At 53.7% G+C, this 19,595-nt stretch carries 14 protein-coding genes; all 14 read left to right on the forward strand.

Annotation, left to right across the window (positions count from 1 at the left end):
- Window positions 1-104: 104 nt before the first annotated feature.
- Complete coding sequence (locus H7C18_RS35710; RefSeq protein WP_185129028.1) at window positions 105-296, forward strand: hypothetical protein; 192 nt, start codon at window positions 105-107, stop codon at window positions 294-296.
- 90 nt (window positions 297-386) lie between these two features.
- Entirely contained in the window at window positions 387-533 is a 147-nt protein-coding gene (locus H7C18_RS35715; protein ID WP_185129029.1) for a hypothetical protein, read from the forward strand.
- 167 nt (window positions 534-700) lie between these two features.
- The gene (locus H7C18_RS10630) at window positions 701-2,326 is read left to right on the forward strand and encodes a response regulator (RefSeq protein WP_185129030.1); all 1,626 of its coding nucleotides are present in this window, start codon (window positions 701-703) and stop codon (window positions 2,324-2,326) included.
- A gap of 4 nt (window positions 2,327-2,330) precedes the next feature.
- Window positions 2,331-4,142 (forward strand): cache domain-containing sensor histidine kinase, encoded by a 1,812-nt coding sequence (locus tag H7C18_RS10635; RefSeq protein WP_185129031.1) that lies wholly within the window; start codon window positions 2,331-2,333, stop codon window positions 4,140-4,142.
- A gap of 110 nt (window positions 4,143-4,252) precedes the next feature.
- Window positions 4,253-5,653, forward strand: a complete 1,401-nt coding sequence (locus tag H7C18_RS10640) for an ABC transporter substrate-binding protein (RefSeq protein WP_185129032.1) — start codon at window positions 4,253-4,255, stop codon at window positions 5,651-5,653.
- A 155-nt stretch (window positions 5,654-5,808) separates the two neighbouring features.
- The gene (locus H7C18_RS10645; RefSeq protein ID WP_185129033.1) at window positions 5,809-6,741 is read left to right on the forward strand and encodes a carbohydrate ABC transporter permease; all 933 of its coding nucleotides are present in this window, start codon (window positions 5,809-5,811) and stop codon (window positions 6,739-6,741) included.
- On the forward strand, window positions 6,741-7,580 hold the full coding sequence (locus H7C18_RS10650) for a carbohydrate ABC transporter permease (protein WP_185129034.1): 840 nt from the start codon (window positions 6,741-6,743) through the stop codon (window positions 7,578-7,580). The genes H7C18_RS10645 and H7C18_RS10650 overlap by 1 nt, the downstream gene beginning before the upstream one ends.
- A 31-nt stretch (window positions 7,581-7,611) precedes the next feature.
- Window positions 7,612-9,510 (forward strand): beta-L-arabinofuranosidase domain-containing protein, encoded by a 1,899-nt coding sequence (locus H7C18_RS10655; protein ID WP_185129035.1) that lies wholly within the window; start codon window positions 7,612-7,614, stop codon window positions 9,508-9,510.
- A gap of 786 nt (window positions 9,511-10,296) precedes the next feature.
- Window positions 10,297-10,605, forward strand: coding sequence for a Ger(x)C family spore germination C-terminal domain-containing protein (locus H7C18_RS36000; protein ID WP_185129036.1), 309 nt, complete (start codon window positions 10,297-10,299; stop codon window positions 10,603-10,605).
- A 97-nt stretch (window positions 10,606-10,702) separates the two neighbouring features.
- Window positions 10,703-11,269 (forward strand): VanZ family protein, encoded by a 567-nt coding sequence (locus H7C18_RS10665; RefSeq protein ID WP_202887013.1) that lies wholly within the window; start codon window positions 10,703-10,705, stop codon window positions 11,267-11,269.
- Between the two features lie 412 nt (window positions 11,270-11,681).
- Complete coding sequence (locus tag H7C18_RS10670) at window positions 11,682-14,495, forward strand: alpha-L-rhamnosidase-related protein (RefSeq protein WP_185129037.1); 2,814 nt, start codon at window positions 11,682-11,684, stop codon at window positions 14,493-14,495.
- 37 nt (window positions 14,496-14,532) lie between these two features.
- The gene (locus H7C18_RS10675; protein ID WP_185129038.1) at window positions 14,533-15,333 is read left to right on the forward strand and encodes a ChbG/HpnK family deacetylase; all 801 of its coding nucleotides are present in this window, start codon (window positions 14,533-14,535) and stop codon (window positions 15,331-15,333) included.
- Between the two features lie 271 nt (window positions 15,334-15,604).
- Window positions 15,605-18,913 (forward strand): sugar-binding protein, encoded by a 3,309-nt coding sequence (locus tag H7C18_RS10680; protein ID WP_185129039.1) that lies wholly within the window; start codon window positions 15,605-15,607, stop codon window positions 18,911-18,913.
- A 75-nt stretch (window positions 18,914-18,988) separates the two neighbouring features.
- Window positions 18,989-19,595, forward strand: a 607-nt coding sequence (locus H7C18_RS10685) for a cohesin domain-containing protein (protein WP_185129040.1), incomplete at its 3' end; no start/stop codon positions are given.

The raw sequence follows: 19,595 nt of genomic DNA on the forward strand, positions 1-19,595 counted from the left end.
GGCTCCCGTCGGATGGCATTACGATCTTCCGGTGGTCAGCGTGAAGGATGCCGTGGCGGAACAGTTCAAGCTGACTCTATCATCCGACGAACACGGGACATACGATGGCCGACTGTCTTGGCTATCTATTCGACATTGTGGATCAATCTCCATCGGAAGAGGAGGATATCGATACCGGCAAGTTGCCGGTTATTGGCAACGACTTCATCGACACACGGCTGCTGAACCGTCGGAACACGGAGGGCATGGCCCGGATTGAGGAAGGCGCCTTTCGGGAAATGGATACGGTTGTGTAGAAGGCAGAGATGGACTACCACGCATATGCAACCCCTTTTTTTTCGTATAACTGGATGCACACGACTGAATCGGGAGACCGGGATTTCGGGATGACGGTTCGATGCAAGCGTCTCCTTCTGGTCTTCAAGGATTCCGGTGCTGAGCCGGAATCCCAGGAGCATACGATCCAGAACCGCATGGCGCCGGGTCACGAGAGCAAGCGGTTTACGATTCTGGGCTTTGGTTACGTGTCGTAAATAAGTTTACCATTGATCCCGCCCTGATTGCAGACCGCTGACGATTGGAAGCCAATCATTGTCCCCCTATTCCAATAAAATTTTCTCTTCTCCGGTCCTAAATAGGTTCGTTCTCGTGTTACCATAAAAGCATAGAAATTGGACCCCATCATAGGAGATGAGAGCAAGTGCTTCGTGTACTGGTGGTCGACGACGAACCTCGTCAACGTAAAATATTATCCAATCTCATTCGCGATTATCGCGGGGAATACGAAGTGCTGGAAGCAAAAAACGGAGAAGAGGCGCTGGAGCTCTGCAAGGGACGGACAATGGACATCGTGTTCAGCGATATCCGCATGCCCAAGTTGGACGGACTCAGTCTGGTCGAACGCATCTGTTCGCAGAATCCGCACGCCAAAATCGTCGTTATCAGTGGCTACAGCGATTTTTCCTATGCCCGAAGAGCGCTGGATTTGCGAGTCCACAGCTATATTCTGAAGCCTATTGAAAGTGACAGGATCCTTGATTGCCTGCGGCAAATGGAAGAGGAGATTCGGCTGGACAGGAGCAGCAAACGGGAAATGGAGGCAATGGCCGAGCAGTTGCATTCCCTATTGCCGTACTACAGCGATCATTTGATGAACAAGTGGTTGAAAGGCGAATGCACGCGTTCCGAATCGGAGGAGGTAGCGAGCCTTCTGCAGACTCGCGGACAAGGATGTGTCGTTCTGGCGCAGTTTAACCGTCCGGTTACGGATAACGCCTCTGTCCCTTATACGGCGGAAGATTGGAATGAGATCAGGGGGAATATCCGTGCCTGGATAAACGAAACACTGAATCCTTACGGTCATTCCGTTTCGTTTTATTTGCATCGTGCTATGGATACGATAGCGAGCGTCTTTTTCGCATCCTCGGAATTCGAATCTTGCTCCGGCTCATGGCGCTGCGAGCTGCGAAGATTGGCGGACAGCCTCTTGAGGGAATACGGAATCGCCATGACGATCGGCATCGGGCAAGCTCAATCCGATATTTTCTCGGCCGCCGAAACGGCATTCGCTACCGCGGAAGTCGCCTTGCGTTGCCGATTTTACTTGTGCGAGGAAAAGATCATCTGCTTTGACGACATCCGGAATCGATATACGGAAGAACCAAGGGGAACCTACTCCTTCGAAGCGGAGTTCAAGCCCGTAATCCATGGGCTGAAGCCCCTGAACGATGCCGATTTGGACGAAGGTGCGGAACGGTTGATGGGAGGCCAATATCCGGATCCCGCATTGTTGCTCGATTACGTAAGCAGAAATCTTCTTCAACTGCTGCACGGCATCCGCAATATTGTCCCGGAAGAGGAGATCGGCCGTCTGGCTCAGCAAATCAAAAGCCGGGTTCAGCCCGTTAGCTGTTCCGATTTGGTTCAATTAAAAAGACAATGGGGCGAGCTTCTGAAGGAGATGGCCTCGGCCGTTCAAGCGCAAAAGGACAATAAAAACTACATTGTGATGGAACGGTGCCTGACTTACATTCATCAACACCTGGGCGAGGAAATCTCGCTCGAGGAGCTGGCCAAAAAATATTTTTTTAATTCTTCTTATTTTAGCACGCTGTTCAAAAAATACACAGGAAAGCATTTTACCGAATACGTAATCGACTTGCGAATTGAATCCGCTTTCAGAATTTTGCTGGGCTCGGACAAAAAGATTTATGAGGTGGCGCAAGAGGTCGGATACCGGGACGTAAAATACTTCAATAAAATATTCAAAAAGCATTACGGGCTGACCCCGGAGGAATGCAGAGTCTTCAGCGGAGGAAGGGAATAGCCCGATGATGGACAGGCTCTATCGTTTCAATGCCAAAATAAAGCTGCGCACCAAGCTGTTTCTGTTGCTCTTTGTGCTGCTGATGGTCAGTCTGGCCTTGTCGAGCTACGGCTACTATACTTACAGCCTGGACAACGCGGTGAGTCAATACAGCAAGGACGCGTATCAAAACATTCGGCAGAGCAATATCATTCTGGATCAAAAACTGTTAAAAATCGTCGAAAACAGCGAGCTGATGAACAAAGACAAGGATATTTACCGGATCTTCAATACGATTGATCCGGAAGATCCGAATGACCTGTTGAAGTACGACCGCGAATTGAAAAGAATTATCGGCAAGTATTTTGACTATGACGAACAGGTTTATTCGCAAACGCTCATGACCAGTTATTATACCTTCGGGGAAGGGTTTATTCCCTATGAGTCCTTTATGGACTCCAGCGTCTATCGGCATATCCGTCAAGGAGAAGGACAATTGGTATGGGAGCCTACCTACGATTTTATTAAAATGTATGACCAGAAGTCGTTGGCAGGTTCCGATATCGGCGATTTTCGTTATTTGTTCTCTTGTGGAAGAGTGTTAAACCTTTTCGATAATTCGACCGGGGAAATCACCGGTTTGCCGCATGGCAAAGAGCGCCCGGTCCTGCTCATCAACTTCAAGCTTGATTTTCTGACGGAATTCTACAAAAGCCTCGCCTACGACGCTCATCTTCGTTTTTTTCTGATCGCGCCGGACGGGAGTCTCGTATTTGCGAACGACGAAGCGTCCCAATCCTTAACGAATTCGCCATGGGTATCGGAGGTATTAAGCGGCAAATCGGGAACGCTGCGTGCAGGGGAGCGCCGCGATCCCATGGTCGTCAGTTACGATACTTCGCAAGTTACCGGGTGGACGCTTGTATCCGCCATTCGAGACAAAGACCTGATCCCGCAAGTGTCTCGCAATATCGCCACCACCATAGCCCGATTGGGACTCATCGTGCTGATGATCTCCCTTATTCTCGCCTATTTCATGTCCATGGTGATTACAAAACCGCTCATTCAACTGGTGACGGCGATACGAAAAACAGGCAGAGGCGATTTCGCAAACCGGATTCCCGTACATGGCTACGGTGAATTGGACAATGTGATCCGACGGTTCAACGATATGAACGACAAGATCCAGCAGCTTATCCACGAAAACTACGAGGTCAAGCTTCTTGAGAAACAGGCCCAAATCAACCTCCTGAATATGCAGTTGAATCCACACTTTCTCTACAACACGCTGAATCTTGTCAGCTGCATCGCCATTGAACAACGAAGCGACGAGATCAGCAGGATCGTCTCTTCCTTGTCCCGGATGCTTCATTACACCGTAGAGAACGACAAGTCTACAGGGAGATTGCGTGAGGAACTGGAATGGCTCGAAGGATACATCTATATCATGACTTGCCGTTACGAAGGCCGTCTGGATTACGGTTGCTACATGGAACCCGAGCTGCTGGAAGGCGAAGTACCTCGGCTCTTCTTGCAGCCTTTCGTGGAGAACGCCTTCGTTCACGGCTTCGAACAAATGGAGGACGGCTGTGTCCTGCGAATTACCGGCTGGCGTGAGGATAACCACCGCTGTTTTTCGGTTCGGGACAACGGCAATGGGATAAGCGCCGGGCGGATCGAGGAGATTATGAAGGGAAACAGCTCGTCCGTCGGGATCAAAAATGTGCATCGCCGTCTGAAGCTGATGTACGGCGAAGAATACGGCATTACCATACAGTCCAATTCCGGGAGAGGAACGATCATTCTGATTCGTCTTCCCGACGACGCAGTTCAATAACGAATGAGAAGCCCCCCCTTACAACGATAATCGAATGTTGCGTTCCTGTCGGGAATGCCATACTTAACCTGCAAGATAAATGAAAGCGCATCAAAAAGGGAGGAACTAGCATGAGAATCAGGAAGAAAGCCGCAGCGTCGGTGCTTCTGGCAAGCTTGATTGTCGTCGCGACAGGGTGCGGCAGCGGCGGGAACGAATCGGGAGTCGCACCAGCCAGTCCGCAAAATTCGCAGACCTCGGTTGCCGGCAAGTCAAACGAAAAGATTCATCTTCGGTTCACGTATTGGGGTTCTACTTACGAGAAGGAAGTCATCAGCAAGGCTATCGACAAATTTTCCAAAGATACGGGAATCAGTGTGGAGGGCATCATCATTCCTTCCGAATACGAGACCAAGCTGACAACGATGATTGCTTCGAATGACGCGCCGGACGTCGGGTATCTGGGTCCGCCAACGGCTTATAAATGGTATGAAGACGGGAAGCTGGCCAATATCAAGGATCTCTTCCAATCGAACGCGGGGACCACGGAAGAGGATTACGTGGATGGCGTCATTGCAAGAAAGGGCGACGGCATTGTTGGACTTATGAACAATCTCGAGTCGTATGCGCTGTTTTACAACAAGGACGCTTTTGCCGAAGCCGGCGTCGAGGCGCCGCCGACAAAGCCGGGGGAAGCCTGGACCTGGGATCAGTTCATCGAAGTGGCCAAGAAGCTGACCATCGACAATAAAGGGAGAAACGCGCTGGACCCTGACTTCGATGCGAAGAACATTCGCCAATACGGATTCAACATGGATTTATGGTCCGGCACGATGGAAGCGCTCCTATTGCGCAACGGAACGCAATATTATCCGGATAAAGGAAGTACGACGGGCATTAACACCCCTGCGTTTAATCAAGTGTTCCAGAACGTCGCAGACTTGATCAACGTTTATCATGTCATGCCGAGTCCGACTACGGCCAAGAGCATGCCGGCGCCTGCCGTAGCGCTTCAATCCAAGCGGTACGCCATGGTGTTGGACGGTCAATGGGTCTGCAATGACTTCGCCAAGTCGAAGGGCTTGAATTACGGCATTGGCGTCATTCCCAAAATGACCACTACCACGGCTGTATATAGCGGTGCGCTGGGAGTCGTCTTCTCGGCTTCCAAGCACCCTAAGGAAGCCTGGATGCTGCTTCAATACATTACCAATCCGGAGAGTTCTCTGGAATTGTTCCGGGACGGTCTCTGGATGCCCAACCGCAAGGCGTATTATACCGATGAGAGCAAGATCGGAGCCTGGGCGTCGCCGAGCGCCGCAAGAGTCGACGGCTACAAGGACGTTCTGGTCGATCCGATCATCAACGACAGCCAGGTGACGTCAGAGGTCTACGTGAAGAACTTCGGAGATATCAACAACATCTTGTTCCCTGCGCTGGACCAGGCGTGGACCGGCAAAAAAACAGTCGATGATGTCATGAAAGAAGTTATGCCTCAAATAAAGCCGCTGCTCGAAGGAAGCATTCAATAATCCGTCATCGGACCGCCTGATTCGAGAGGAAGGAAACGGGCGGATGGGGGAGAGCGCATCTCGACCAGGAACGCTTGTCGTGCGGCGCTCTCCGCTACTGTCCGTTGACCCGGTGCCTTAAACAAACGAAATCTTATGAGAAAGCGTGATGAAAGATGCACCCGAAACAACAAGCCGTCGCTCCAGGGAGCGTGAAGCGCGGATTCCGTTCCAGGAAGGAAACGCTCTACGGCTACGGAATGGCCGCTCCGGCCATTTTGGGGTTTTTCATTTTTACGTTGGGACCGTTGCTGGCCAGCTTGTATTTAAGCTTCACCGACTATTCCATTACGAACGACTTTCAGTTTATCGGTCTGGATAATTTCAAACGATTGTTTACCGGGGAAGACAGTTTTTTCTACAAATCGTTGTTCGTCACCTTTTATTATGTGGTATTGGCCGTTCCCGTCAGTTTGCTGGCGGCGTTCGTAATGGCGCTTTTGTTGAAAAATAACGTGCGGGGAAAGACGTTTTTTCGCGCCGTGTTTTATTTGCCTTCGATTGTTCCGGTCGTTGCAACCTCGACCATCTTTATTTGGTTGCTGAATCCGGATATCGGTCTCTTTAACCAAATTCTTCGCTTCTTGCATTTGCCCACCAGTCTATGGATTTACGATGAAGCCACGGTCGTACCGACGATGGCGTTCATGAATGTTTGGTCGGTTGGAGGCACCATGCTGATTTTTCTGGCCGGACTGGAATCTATTCCCGACCACTATTACGAAGCGGTCGATATCGACGGCGGCGGCATCCGCCACAAGCTGCTGGCGGTAACGCTGCCTATGATGACCCCCACAATCTTCTTCAATTTGATTATGGGGATTATTAACGGCTTTCAGACCTTCTCCGAAGCATATATCATGACCGAGGGCGGTCCCAACAACGCTTCGTTGTTTTATGTAGTATATCTGTACCGGGAGGCTTTTGCCAATCAAAGGATGGGCGCCGCATGCGCGATAGCCTGGGTGCTGTTCGCGATCATTATGTTATTGTCCGTCATTGTATTCCGATCGTCCAAATCCTGGGTCTATTACGAGGGTGAGAAATAATGGCCGCGCAAACCAAATCCGGCATCAAATCATTTCTGTTGTATCTTGTGCTTGTTTTCGGCTCGGCCGTCTTTATTTTGCCGTTGGCATGGATGGTTCGCAGCGCGATCATGGATTCTTCCCAGATTTTTATCGTGCCGCCCGTCTGGATTCCCGATCCCGTAAGGCTCGGCAATTTCAAGACGGCGCTCAATACGGTGCCCTTCGGCCGATACTTTCTCAACACGCTGTTACTGGTCGCGGGCAATGTGACGGGAGCGGTTCTGACCAGCGCCCTGTGCGGCTTCAGCTTCGCCAGATTGCGTTGGCGGGGAAGGGACTTTTTCTTCGGGCTGCTGATGACGGGCATGATGCTGCCGTATGCGGTGACGCTCATTCCCACGTTTTTGGGCTGGCGTACGGTTGTCGGCCCGAACAGCTACTTGCCGTTGATCTTGCCTGCATGGTTCGGAGGAGGCGCATTTAACGTATTTTTGATCCGGCAATTTATGCGCACCATTCCCAAGGCTTTGGATGAAGCCGCGCTTGTGGACGGAGCCGGTTACTTTCAAATTTTCGCCCGCGTTATCTTTCCTCTATCCAAGTCGGCCGTGATCGTGGTCGCGTTGTTTCAATTTCTCGGGGTGTGGAACGACTTTCTCGGTCCGCTGGTCTATGTCAATAAAGAATCGATGTTTACGCTGGCTCTTGGACTCCAGCAGTTTATCGGGTATTATACGGCTCAGTGGGAGCTGCTGATGTCGGCTGCCACGATGGTTCTTGTTCCGCCCGTGTTACTGTTCGTCTTCGGGCAGAAATATTTTATGAAAGGGATTGCCGTATCCGGTATCAAGGGCTGAGAAATCAAGCCGCATTTGGGAGGGGATCTTAGTGGAAGAATTGAAGGGGAAAAACGTGCTCGTTCGAGACGGGGAGATCAAACGAAGGGAAGCGGCGAACCGGGCGTATTTGATGAAGCTGAACAGTGATCATCTCCTCTTTAACTATCGGCTGGAAGCCGGCCGATATTCGGGCAGGGGAATTCCGGAAGATGCGCACGGCGGCTGGGAGTCGCCGGTTTGTCAGCTGCGCGGCCATTTTCTCGGGCATTGGCTGTCTGCCGCGGCTCTCCATTACGAGGAGTCCGGCGACCCGGAGCTGAAGGCGAAGGCGGAAGTCATCATCGACGAATTGGCGGAATGCCAGATGGACAACGGCGGACAATGGGCGGGGCCGATTCCGGAGAAATACTTGCATTGGATCGCCGACGGCAAAGGCATTTGGGCGCCGCAATACAATCTCCACAAGCTGTTCATGGGACTAGTGGACGCATATCGGTTCCTGGGCAATCGCAAGGCGCTGGAGATCGCCGATTCGTTCACGGACTGGTTCGCGGATTGGAGCAGCCGGTTCTCGAGAGAGAAGTTCGATGACATCCTGGACGTAGAGACCGGCGGAATGCTCGAGGTCTGGGCCGATCTTCTTCAGATCACCGGCAAGGAGAAGTACAGGACGCTGCTCGAACGGTACTATCGGAGCCGGCTGTTCCGGCCTTTGCTCGAAGGCAAGGACCCTCTGACGAATATGCACGCAAACACGACGATCCCGGAGGTGCTCGGCTGCGCCAGGGCTTTCGAAGTGACCGGCGAAGAGCGGTGGATGGACATCGTGAAGGCTTATTGGAATTGTGCGGTCACGGAGAGAGGATATTTGGCAACGGGAGGCCAGACGGCCGGCGAAGTATGGATGCCGAAGCAGAAGATGAAGGCTCGTCTCGGGGACAAGAACCAGGAGCACTGCACGGTCTACAACATGATCCGCTTGGCCGAATTCCTGTTCCGGCATTCGGGCGATCCCGCTTATGCGCAATATATCGAATACAATCTGTACAACGGCATCATGGCGCAGGCTTATTATCAAGAATATCCGTTGACCGGCAGCAAGCGCGACGATCCGAAAACCGGACTGCTCACGTACTTCCTGCCGATGAAGGCCGGCTTGCGCAAGGACTGGAGCTCGGAGACGGACAGCTTCTTCTGCTGCCACGGAACGATGGTTCAGGCGAACGCGGCCTGGAACCGAGGGATCTATTATTTGGACGGGGACGGAATCTATGTCTGCCAGTACTTCGACTCCGACATGACCGCCGACATCGGGGGGCAGGAAGTGCGGATCGTACAACGCCAGGATCGAATGAGCGGCAGCCTCATGAACTCTTCGAACACGGCGGGCGTTCAAGAGATCAACGAAATGACCGCGAAGCACGAGAATATGCCTTCGTATCGCAAATATGATTTTGTCGTCCACGTATCCGAGCCGCTTGCCTTTACGCTTCGCTGCCGGATTCCGGAATGGATCGCGTCGGAGGCTTCGATCTACGTCAACGGCGTCCTTCAGGAGAGAACGGCGGACAGCGCACGGTTCCATGCGCTTCGGCGCACGTGGAAGGACGGCGACCGAGTCAGCTTCATTCTGCCGATAGGCATCCGCTTCGTTCCGCTGCCGGACGACGAGAATCTGGGCGCGTTCCGTTACGGTCCGGAAGTGCTGGCGGGAATCGGCGAGAGCGAAAGAATTTTGTACGCGGACAATGACGACATCGCATCGGAGGTCGAGATGGAGAACGAGCGGGAATGGGGAAGCTGGCGCTATTTCTTCAAGACGGCCAATCAGGACCCGGCTATTCAAATGAGGCGAATTCGGGATATCGGCTACGAGCCATTCCAGATTTATTTCAAGGTAAAAAAGGTCAGGAACTCTTCGTCTCATGGAAGTACCTTTAGCTTATAGGGATCTATCTTACATCGGGGATTAGCTTGAAATGAGAAGGCGAGGCCAGAAGATCGTGCAACAGGGGAGTGGCTGGACATCGATCAACAACACCTTGATTCTGAAATGGAACTGCAGCCCGGCACTTGATAAAGAGTAGCTTGAGCTGCGTCCCAGCGCTTTGTTTCAATGGCGGCCACAGCCAAAAAATGTCATAATATATGTGAGAATGGGAAGACAGTAGGAAAAAGCGAAAAGCCCCTCTCCATGCGGATAGGGGCTAGGCTTGTTGAATGACAACGTGTCATCTGCAGAAATTCGCGGAATGCTTCGACTTAAGCAGTCGGAGTTGCACTCGCTGATTCAGTTAGAAATGGAGCGTTTGAGGCGTATTTAATATAGCACAACGAACAGGCCCCCGCCGGAGCGTCTCTTGCTTGTTCATTCGAGATGGGGATAGAGTTGACGGACGATATAGCCATCGGGGTCGCCGCGTTCCGTAGATTGATTGGCGTTTTTTTTTGCATTTACTTCACCTACCGACATCAGTCTAGTGGCTTTACTCGATCAGGCAGCTGGAGCGATTGGATCCCGTATGGCGAGAGACCGCGTCGGACGCGGGTTTGGGGGCTGTGGCAGGTTGCCGGTGGGCAGGCTGTCGCGGCCCTCTTTGGCATTCTCATTCAACAACTTGCAAAAAAGTTACTTTCTCTTGTAGTTATTCGCAATATATGTGGATACAGAGGGTTTATGAAATTTGGAAATCTCAAGCGATTGTGAATGATTCAAAGTTGTTAAAGGAACTCAATGAAAAGATTGCGAGTGAGCTTTCGGAAAAATATAAAAAGGATTATCGAACAAACAAAACATGCACATAGCGATATATTTGGATTCGGCGAATATGTGCGTGCCAAGAAACCAAGCTATTGGCGGAAATATGTGAACTCGATGAAGCACAATATCACGTCAAAGGAAACGGCGAACAAGATTGGTGGAAGCTTCGCAAAGACACCAAAAGAAGTCGAAGGACACATGATCCTGCGACTACCCTGTCCCTCCGGAAGGAGAGGGAGAACTGCCCGTGAATCTGTTTGGGCATACTTCCATGTCATTTGAAAAAAATATCTCATTATAGGACATGGTAGAATGGTTTTGCACGCAAGGTCGGCGTATAATTTATAAAACTGAACTGTCAGAGAATAGGCGGGAAGGAATGAAAAATGGAATTAGTATGAATAAACAAGAGAGAATTGAAAAAGTCTTTTTATATGGAGTTTCCATTTGTTACATACTTTTTTTATTTAAATTATTGCTCTTATCAAGAGTTTCGCTTTTGGATTTGTTAAATAGCCATAGGACTGTATGGAGGTCAATAAATCTCATTCCTTTTCATAGTATAAAGGAATATATATTTAGCAATTCTGTTACTATAAAAAAATTCGCTTTTGCGAATGTGGGTGGCAATATAATAATCTTTATTCCTCTTGGCATATATTTGTCACTATTCAAAAAGAATAAAAGAGTGATAACCAATCTGCTGTTTATACTCATATTGAGTTTATTTATTGAAATCATTCAGGGGCTTTTAGGCATTGGAGCTTCAGACATAGATGACATAATTTTAAATTGTTTAGGTGGATTTGTTGGTATTTTAGGGTATAAGTTTTTAATTTTTTCTTTACGAGATGAGAAAAAAGTACGTACTGCAATCTCAATACTATCAGCAATAGGATTACCTATCTTATTATATTTATTATTTAAAGTGAAATTGCGCCTCTGAATATCTGAATTGCATTCAAATTGATACCCTAAACAAAAGGAACGGTTTTTTTTGAAACAAATGAGGGATCGGGCTTGGTCATTAAAACATCTCCCGCTGTAACTAAACAAGTAGAATATTTGAGATTAGCGATCCCGGATGGTTCGAGATCAAGGCGTTAATGAATAAAGGAATCGTTAAAAGATTTCGATATTGAGAGTGCCGCACAGGTACTCTTTTTATCGTCTGAGTAAAATTCAACTGGACCCCCCCTCAATTTGAGGGGATTTTTTTTCGCGGAATAACATAAGACATCGGCCGATTTTCCTACGTCGAACCGACAAAAATCCTACCGGTCTCGCAAAGGTTCGGCGGTAAAATGAAGATCGGCAATCCATACCGGGGTCGCACGGATGTTCGGAGGGATGGAAACATGACAGATAAAATCGAATTCGGAAATACAGGAGCTCCCGTTGCGGTTTGGTGCGACGAGTACGGACAAGGCCGCAATCCGTATGCCAGGTTTAGACTGACGCTTGATTTGGCGGACGAAGCCGAAGCGGCTACGCTTCATCTATTCGCGAATACGGCGTACATGTTGTATGTGAACGGAGAATATGCGCAAACCGGTTCCATCCGGTTCGATCCTCGCTATCCGGTGTACGATACGCACGAGATCGGCGGACTCCTTCGTCATGGACGGAACGCGATTGCGGTCCTGGTCAATTATGTCGGGCATAAGACGTTTACGACGATGCCGTCGCAAGCCGGTTTTGCGGCTTGGGGGGAGGCAAAGCTCGCCGGCGGAGCGAAGCTGGATTTTAAGACCGGCAAGGCGAATTGGAAAGCGGCTTCCGCGCCCGCCTTCCGCTATTCGCCCAAAAGCAGCTTGTTCTTGAAGGCGGCGGACCATTACGACCAACGGCTCGACGAACCGGATTGGCAGGGGCCGGATTTCGACGACGGCGCTTGGCTCCCCGCCATCGGGCTTGCCGATCAGAAGGCATGGGGCCGACCGGAGCCCCGCGCAATTCCGTTTATGTCGGGGGTGCCCGTCCCGGTTGAATCCGTACAGGTGCTGCCGCTTGCCCGATTCGAGGACCGATATTCTTTCAGCGTTCCGATGCCGCATGTGAACGAGATTCATGAGCCGGACCGAACGAGTACATTCATCGCTTTTATGACATGGATTTACGCGCCCGAAGAGACGGTCGTTACGGCCGGGCTTTTTTATCAGGACACCTGGATCAATGGAGAACCGGTTGCGGCAGGCGTTCCTTCTGCCGATTTGAGCATGCGCGTCAACCATCGGTTCCGACTAAGGAAAGGTTGGAATCATTATTTCGGGAAGGCCGATGCGCTTCAGGACATGTATCATCATCAATTAGCGCTGCCCGCAGGGCAAGGATTGGTCGTCTCCGCGGATCGGGATTCGGAAACGGGCGTTCGATTCCGACGATCCCCGGTCCTGTCGCACGAGCAGTTCATCGCTCTTCGCGGCAAGCCGTTTCCTTATTCGCCGGAAGATCCGTTGGCGGAAGCCGGGGGCTGGGCGGAAGTGACGGGCGACGAAGCGGGCGAAAGTCCGATCCTGGAGACGGGCTGGGACCTTTACGGCGAACCGTTCGAAAAGGCGGAACCGGATGCAAGGCAGGGCCGGACGTTCCGGTTGGCGGATTATCCGGAGGGGTTCGCGCTGCTGTTCGATTTGGGAATGACTCGTCTGGTGCGGCCTTGCGTCGTGTTGGAGGGTGCGGGCGGAGCGACCGTCGATCTGACGTATTCGGAGCATTTGAACGCGGACGGAAAGCACCTGCGCCACTTTCATTGGTATGGGCTAGGGGACCGGGCTTATGCGGACGAGACGAGAAACGAGCTGATCTGGCGATTGACGCAGCCGCGGGGGGGACGCTATGTTCTGTTGACGGTTCGCGGACCCAAGCAGGACGTCCGGCTCGCTCGGCTGGAACTGGCGTCCGCCAGCTACCCGGCCGAGCGCAAAGGATTCTTTCGCTGTTCGGACCCGCTGCTGGAGCAGATCTGGGAGATGGGCGTACGGACGGAAGCGGTCAATATGGAGGACGCCTATACGGACTGCGTGACCCGCGAGCGCGGGCAATATATTCGCGATACGATCATTCAATATCACAACAATCTGGCAATTTTCGGCGATCAAGCGCTGATGCGGCGCTGTCTTCAATTAATCGGACAATCGGCGGACGATACGGGTAAATTCCGGGCCGTGTACCCGAATACGGGCGATTACACGATCGCGGACTTCTCCTTGAACGCGTTGGAAGGATTCGATGCGTACTACCGCCAAACCGGCGATGCCGAGCACATCGAATCGCATTGGGAAGCCATCCTTCGCAATTTGGCCTGGTTTCACGAGTTGGCGGACGAACGGGACGATCTGCTGCTGGATGCGGAATGGGACGTCAAGCGGGGCGTCAAGGCGCATTACGGCGGTTTCCACGGCGATCTGGCCATTGTTCCGGGATATATGGATACGACAGGCGTTCACTGTGTTTTCAGCTGCACCTATCTGATCGCGCTGCGCTGTGCCGCCAGGCTGGCCGATGCGATCGGCCGTCAGGACGATCGGCGGGAGTTGGAGCGCCGAATTTCCATCCTGGAAAGCTCAGTCCGCGAGACATTCTGGGACGAGGAGCGCGGCTGCTACGCCGACAATGAGATGAAGCGCACGTTTTCGGTGCATGCCAGCTTGTTCGCCGCGCGCGCCGGCGTACTCACGGATGATCAGCTACGCCTGGTCCGCCGCCATGTCGAAGGCGGCTTAAAGTCGCTGTTCGTGAACGGATATGGTCCAGAGGATGGCGTTTATGTCTCGCCGAGCTTTTCGTTCTATATTTTCGAAGGGCTGTATTTGCTCGGGTTGACCGGCACCGCGGAACGAATGATGCGGCAGGGCTGGGGCTGGTTTTTGCAAAAAGGACTCAAACAAACGCCTGAATACTTCAACCTGGAGCAGAGCTTATGCCACGCCTGGTCCGCCTGCCCGACGTACTTCCTGTCCCGGCATGTGCTGGGCGTAAGACTGCCGGACACGGGACGCCCGGACGAAGTCGTTATTCGAGTGGAGACGGAGGACTTAACCGCAGCCGAGGGCGCGGTTCCGCATCGGCTTGGACTCATCGAAGTCAAGTGGCATACCGGAGACGACGGGCGTCGCGTGTTCGATTACGTTCGCGTTCCGCAGGGATTGAAGGCGACAATTGAGGAATAAGAGCAGGCATGGAGAGTACAAAGAGGAGGAAGAAGGCATGACCGATAGTGCTAAGGAGATTCTACTGATTGCAAGGGCGGATGATGCGGGAAGCGCCCGCGCTGCGGATCGGGCGATCCTCGAGGCCGTCGACCGGGGTATCGTGCGCAATGTATCACTGATGGCCGTCGGGCCCAGCATCGAACATGCGGCGGAACTGCTGGCGGGGCGCCAAGACGTATGCTTCGGACTGCATGCCACGCTCAACGCGGAGTGGAGCGAGGTTCGTTGGGGGCCGGTGACGGATCCCGCGAGAGTTCCTTCCCTTGTGGAGCAGGGCAGCGGATTTTTTTCGCGCAGTCCGCACGTTTTTCTCGACCGTCCGCCGAAACTGGAGCAGATCATGACCGAGCTTCAGGCCCAGTTGGATCGGCTGCGCAAGCTTGGCTTCGACGTTCGGTATGCAGATTCGCACATGGCGTTCGAATGGGCCGTTCCCGAAATTGCCGAGCCGTTCGAGCAATGGTGCGAGCGCGAGGGTATTCGCCATTACCGGCGCTACAGCCGGAGCCTTCCGAAAGAAACGGCTTCGGACATCGGAGAGGGCGCGGACGCCGCGGCAAGGGGACTCATCACTCGGCTAAAGGAAGCTCCTGCTGGCCAATACCTGGTCGTCGGCCATCCGGGCTATGACGAAATCGAGCTTCGCCGGTTCGGCTCGCCTGATTATCCGTCCGAGCAAGTGGTGGCGGACCGTGTACGGGAGCGGCTCCTCTTTACGCATCCCGAGGTTCTCGCCTGCTGTAAGCGGCTCGGCGTGCAGTTGATTCGCTATGATGAGGCAAAGCCTTTGCCATAGTATGAAGCTCGGACTTTCGACTCCAGGCCGCCTTCGCACACGTTTCACACATCGTTCGCACACATTTCACACATCGTGCGCACCAAATTCCCACATGTCCCGCAGCAGGGGTAGCTATAATAGGAATCGTGGAAACGCAAGTTTCATTTTTTTATGCCGGCAATGATACAAAAGGTATCAAAATATGTCGGCATATGTCGAAGAAAGGAGGCGGGAATCAAGCAATAAGGCTTGAATCTATTTCTAAATTTCTTCTAAGGAGGCGTAAGGGATGAGACGAATCGTATCTAGGATCGTTTCGTGTGCGGCGCTGGCTTCGCTGCTCGTCGGAGCGGGGCTCGCGGCCCCGGCTAACATATTCGCCGACGAAGTCGCTCCCCAGCCGGGCAGCGCGATTGTCACCGTCGACAAATCGATGCAGTACCAGCGCATAGAAGGCTTCGGCGGCTTCGGAGGCAATAAGCCCGGCTGGGAGGCTGGGCCGTATTATAACGACGATTTTCTAAACTTGCTCGTCGACGACTTGGGTCTGACGATCGTTCGGGACGAAGTCGTGTCGAACTTCGAGCAGGAGAAGGGAGACTGGAACATCGACGGCTCGCTGCCCGCAACCTCCTGTCAGTCCCAAACGTCGCCGCTCAGCGTCCGCATCGATTATCTGAAAGCGCTTAAGCAGAAGGCGGACGCGGCCGGTCAGCCGCTCAAGATCATCGCGAGCGTGTGGAGCCCGCCTTATTGGATGAAATATGTCAAGTGCATCTTCGGACAGGATGTCAACTGGAATAAGCTGATCATGTCGGAAATTCCCTCCGCCGAGAATCCGAACGATTACAAGGAAGAGTATGCGCAATGGCTGATCCAGTACGTCAAAGTGATGAAGGAACAGGCAGGCGTCGACATCTATGCGATCAGCGTCGCCAACGAACCGGCGTTCGGCGAACCTTACCAATCGGCCGTCTACACCACGGACGAGCTGGCGCGCGTCATCAAGTACGTCGGGGAGCGGTTCAAGCAGGAGGGGCTGCAGACGAAAATTTTCGGTCCTGAGGACGTGCAGACGACCGATCGGATTCTGTCCTACATGAACGCGATCGGCAGCGATGAAGGAACGCGGCAGCAGACCGACTTCTTCGCGGTGCACGGATACGGCCCCGATGGCGCAAGCGCTCCGAACGCCAACATAGACAATTGGACACGGTTGAACGATGCAGCCAATACGTATAACAAAGAGCTGTGGATGACGGAAACATCGGGATACTCGCCCGATTGGAGCGGCGCCATGGCGCTTGCGAAATCAATCACGCTGGCGCTGAAGCATGGGAAGGTGAGTGCCTGGGTTTATTGGTCGCTTGCCGATCATGAGAACAGCGAATTCAATCTTATTTCCGACGACGGACCGAATCCGAACTATTACGCCTCCAAGCAATTTTACAAATATATTCGCCCGGGAGCCGTCGGAGTGGACAGCAATTCCAGCGATCCGGAACTGCTGTCAACCTCGTTCGTTCATCGCGAGAACCAAACATTGACGACCGTGCTCGTCAATACCGGATCGGCCGATAAGACGGTCACGCTCCAGGTGACTGGCGGATCCGAGCCGGCTTCTTATCAAATGATTCGCTCTTCGCAAACGGAGCAGGCGATTGAAGCAGGGACGGTTCGAGCCGGACAATCGTTCACGGTTCCGGCGCAGTCGATCGTCACGTTAATCGGAACAACGGCGGCCGAAGACGATCCGGTGCCGCCGGCGATCCGGACCCAGCCGGTTGGCGTTGCCGCCGGGGAAGGCGGAACCGCCCAGTTCAGCGTCGATGCCGTAGGTACGCCGGACCTGTCGTTCCAATGGCAGCGGAACGGCCAGGATCTGCCCGGCGAGACGGGACGGAAGCTGTTCGTCAAGTCGGTCTCCGAGCAGACGGCCGGGACTTATGCCGTCAAGGTGTCGAGCCCTTACGGTTCTGTGACGAGCGACCCCGCCGTCTTGTCGCTGTCCGGTTTTGACGGCATCCCGATCGCCCGTACGGCGCAGGCGCCTGCGATCGACGGTACGCCCGATCCGGCATGGGACAACGCGGAAGCCGTGCCGCTGGCGAAGAACGTCATCGGCCAGCCGTCCTCGCCGGACGAATTCTCGGGAACGGTTAAAGCGATGTGGGATGCCGACCGACTGTATTACCTTTATCAAATCAAGGACAGCACAAGCGATAATCCGAACGATACGACGGAGGCGTTCCTCGATCTAGACAATTCCAAGAGTCAGGCGTACGGAGCGGATGACTTCCAATTCGCCTTCCGTCGCGATAACGGCGCGGTGAACGAGACGAAGCACAACGCCGTGAACGGGATCGAGTACAAGGCTGCCGATACGGCGGACGGATATACGATCGAAGCAAGCATTCCTTGGTCGACGCTCGGCTTCTCGCCGGAAGAAGGGACGATCATCGGCGCCGACGCAGCCTCGGACGACGATCTGGGCGGCGGCAACCGGTACAAAATCGCGTTCAACACGACGAACAACGATATTTGGCTGAATCCCTCGTATATGGGGGTGGCGAAGCTGCTCGGAGGCAGCACGCAACCGGCTGCCGACACGAAGCTGACCGTCGATCGTTCGACCGTTTACGCCGATGCCGGAGCTTCGATGGACGTGACTGTAGGAGCCAAAGACGCGGCGGATTTGTATGGCTTCGATGTGACGCTGCAATACGACAAAGACAAGTTCGATCTGGTGGACGTTTCGACCAGTCCCGATTTCGGGACCGGAGACGAAGTATATTTCGCTTCGCAGCCGGTCGACGGAGGGGTTCGTCTTGTCGGTACGCTGCTCGGGGCGGATGCCGGGAAGACGGGCGACTTGGCGCTGGCTGAGGTGCATTTGAAGGCCAAAATGAACGGCCCGGTCAATGCAGCCGTAGCATCCGGCGCAGAGTGGTCGGACAGCGGCGCGAACGTGCACCCGTTCGCCTGGAGCGGGGCGGCCCTGACAAACGTTACGCTGCAATCTTCCGCAAGCGGCACGCTGCTCGATGTAGGGCAAACGGCGGATCTTGAGCTTGGCGCGGCGAATGCCGCCGACCTGTACGGCTTCGATGCAACGTTAACCTATGATGCCGATCAATTCGAATTTATTGGCGCCTCCGTCAGCGACGAATTTGCGGGGCCGGACGGTAGCGTCATCTTCGACAGCAATCCGTCCGCCGGGAAAGTCCGTTTGATCGGAACGCTCAAAGGCGACGTCGCGGGCCGGACGGCCGACCAACTGCCGCTTGCCCATGTGCAGTTGAAGGCCAAGACACGGGGGAAAGCGGAGGTCTCCGTGGCAAGCGGAGCGACCTGGACCAACAGCGATTCCGCGCTGCTTCCTTTCCAGCAGACGGCGTCGCTGCAGCTGATCGCCGCGGACGGAGATGTCGCGCCGCCGGCAGGCTTCGGCATCAACGATCTGGCCGCCGTCGCCAAGGCGTTCGGCTTGTCGAGCGGCAGCGCTGGTTACTGGGACCGACTGGACATGAACCTGGACGGAAGCATCGACATCGTCGACATCGCCTACGTCGCCAACCACCTGCTGAACAGGCTATAGCATGTTCCGGGCAGCGGGTGCAAGCCGTCCGGCTGCCCGGATCCTTAGCTCACATTACAGGATGGGGGATGTCTCATGAAAAAGACGATGCTTCTGTCGGCCATGATCGCGCTTCTGTTCACCCTGCCGCTGCAAGCTTGGGCGTCGGCCGCGGACGAATCGGACACGACGGTTGCGCTGAGTGTAACGGGCGACAATTCGCACGGCGAAGTCGGAGGCCGGATCACGCTGGAGATCGCGGCGAAGAACAGTGTCAACCTGCTCGGTCTTCAGGCGACCTTTCACTACGACCCTGACAAATTGATGCTGAGTGCGGAGGGGATTGCGGCGAAGGATCCTTTTGTCGCCGTGGCAAAGAGCGAAGCGGAGGGCAGCGCGGCGGTGGCGCTCGTCAACAAGGCGCCTACGGCCGATCCGGTGGCGGGCATGACCGTAGTAGACGTGAGCTTCGACATCATCGGGGAAGGCAACACACAGGTCTGGCTCGGCGATATCAAGGCGGTCAACCAATCGTACCGGGAGATTCAAGCGAACACGGAAACGGCGCCAATCGCGCTGACTTTGCACGCAGCCGGTTCGTCGGACCCCGGCGGAGGCGGCACAAATCCGGGCGGGGGCGGCACGAACCCAGGCGGGGGGACGAACCCCGGCGGTGGAGGCGCAAATCCGGGCGAGGGTGGCA

The organism is Cohnella zeiphila (assembly GCF_014212055.1).
Taxonomy (GTDB): domain Bacteria; phylum Bacillota; class Bacilli; order Paenibacillales; family Paenibacillaceae; genus Cohnella; species Cohnella zeiphila.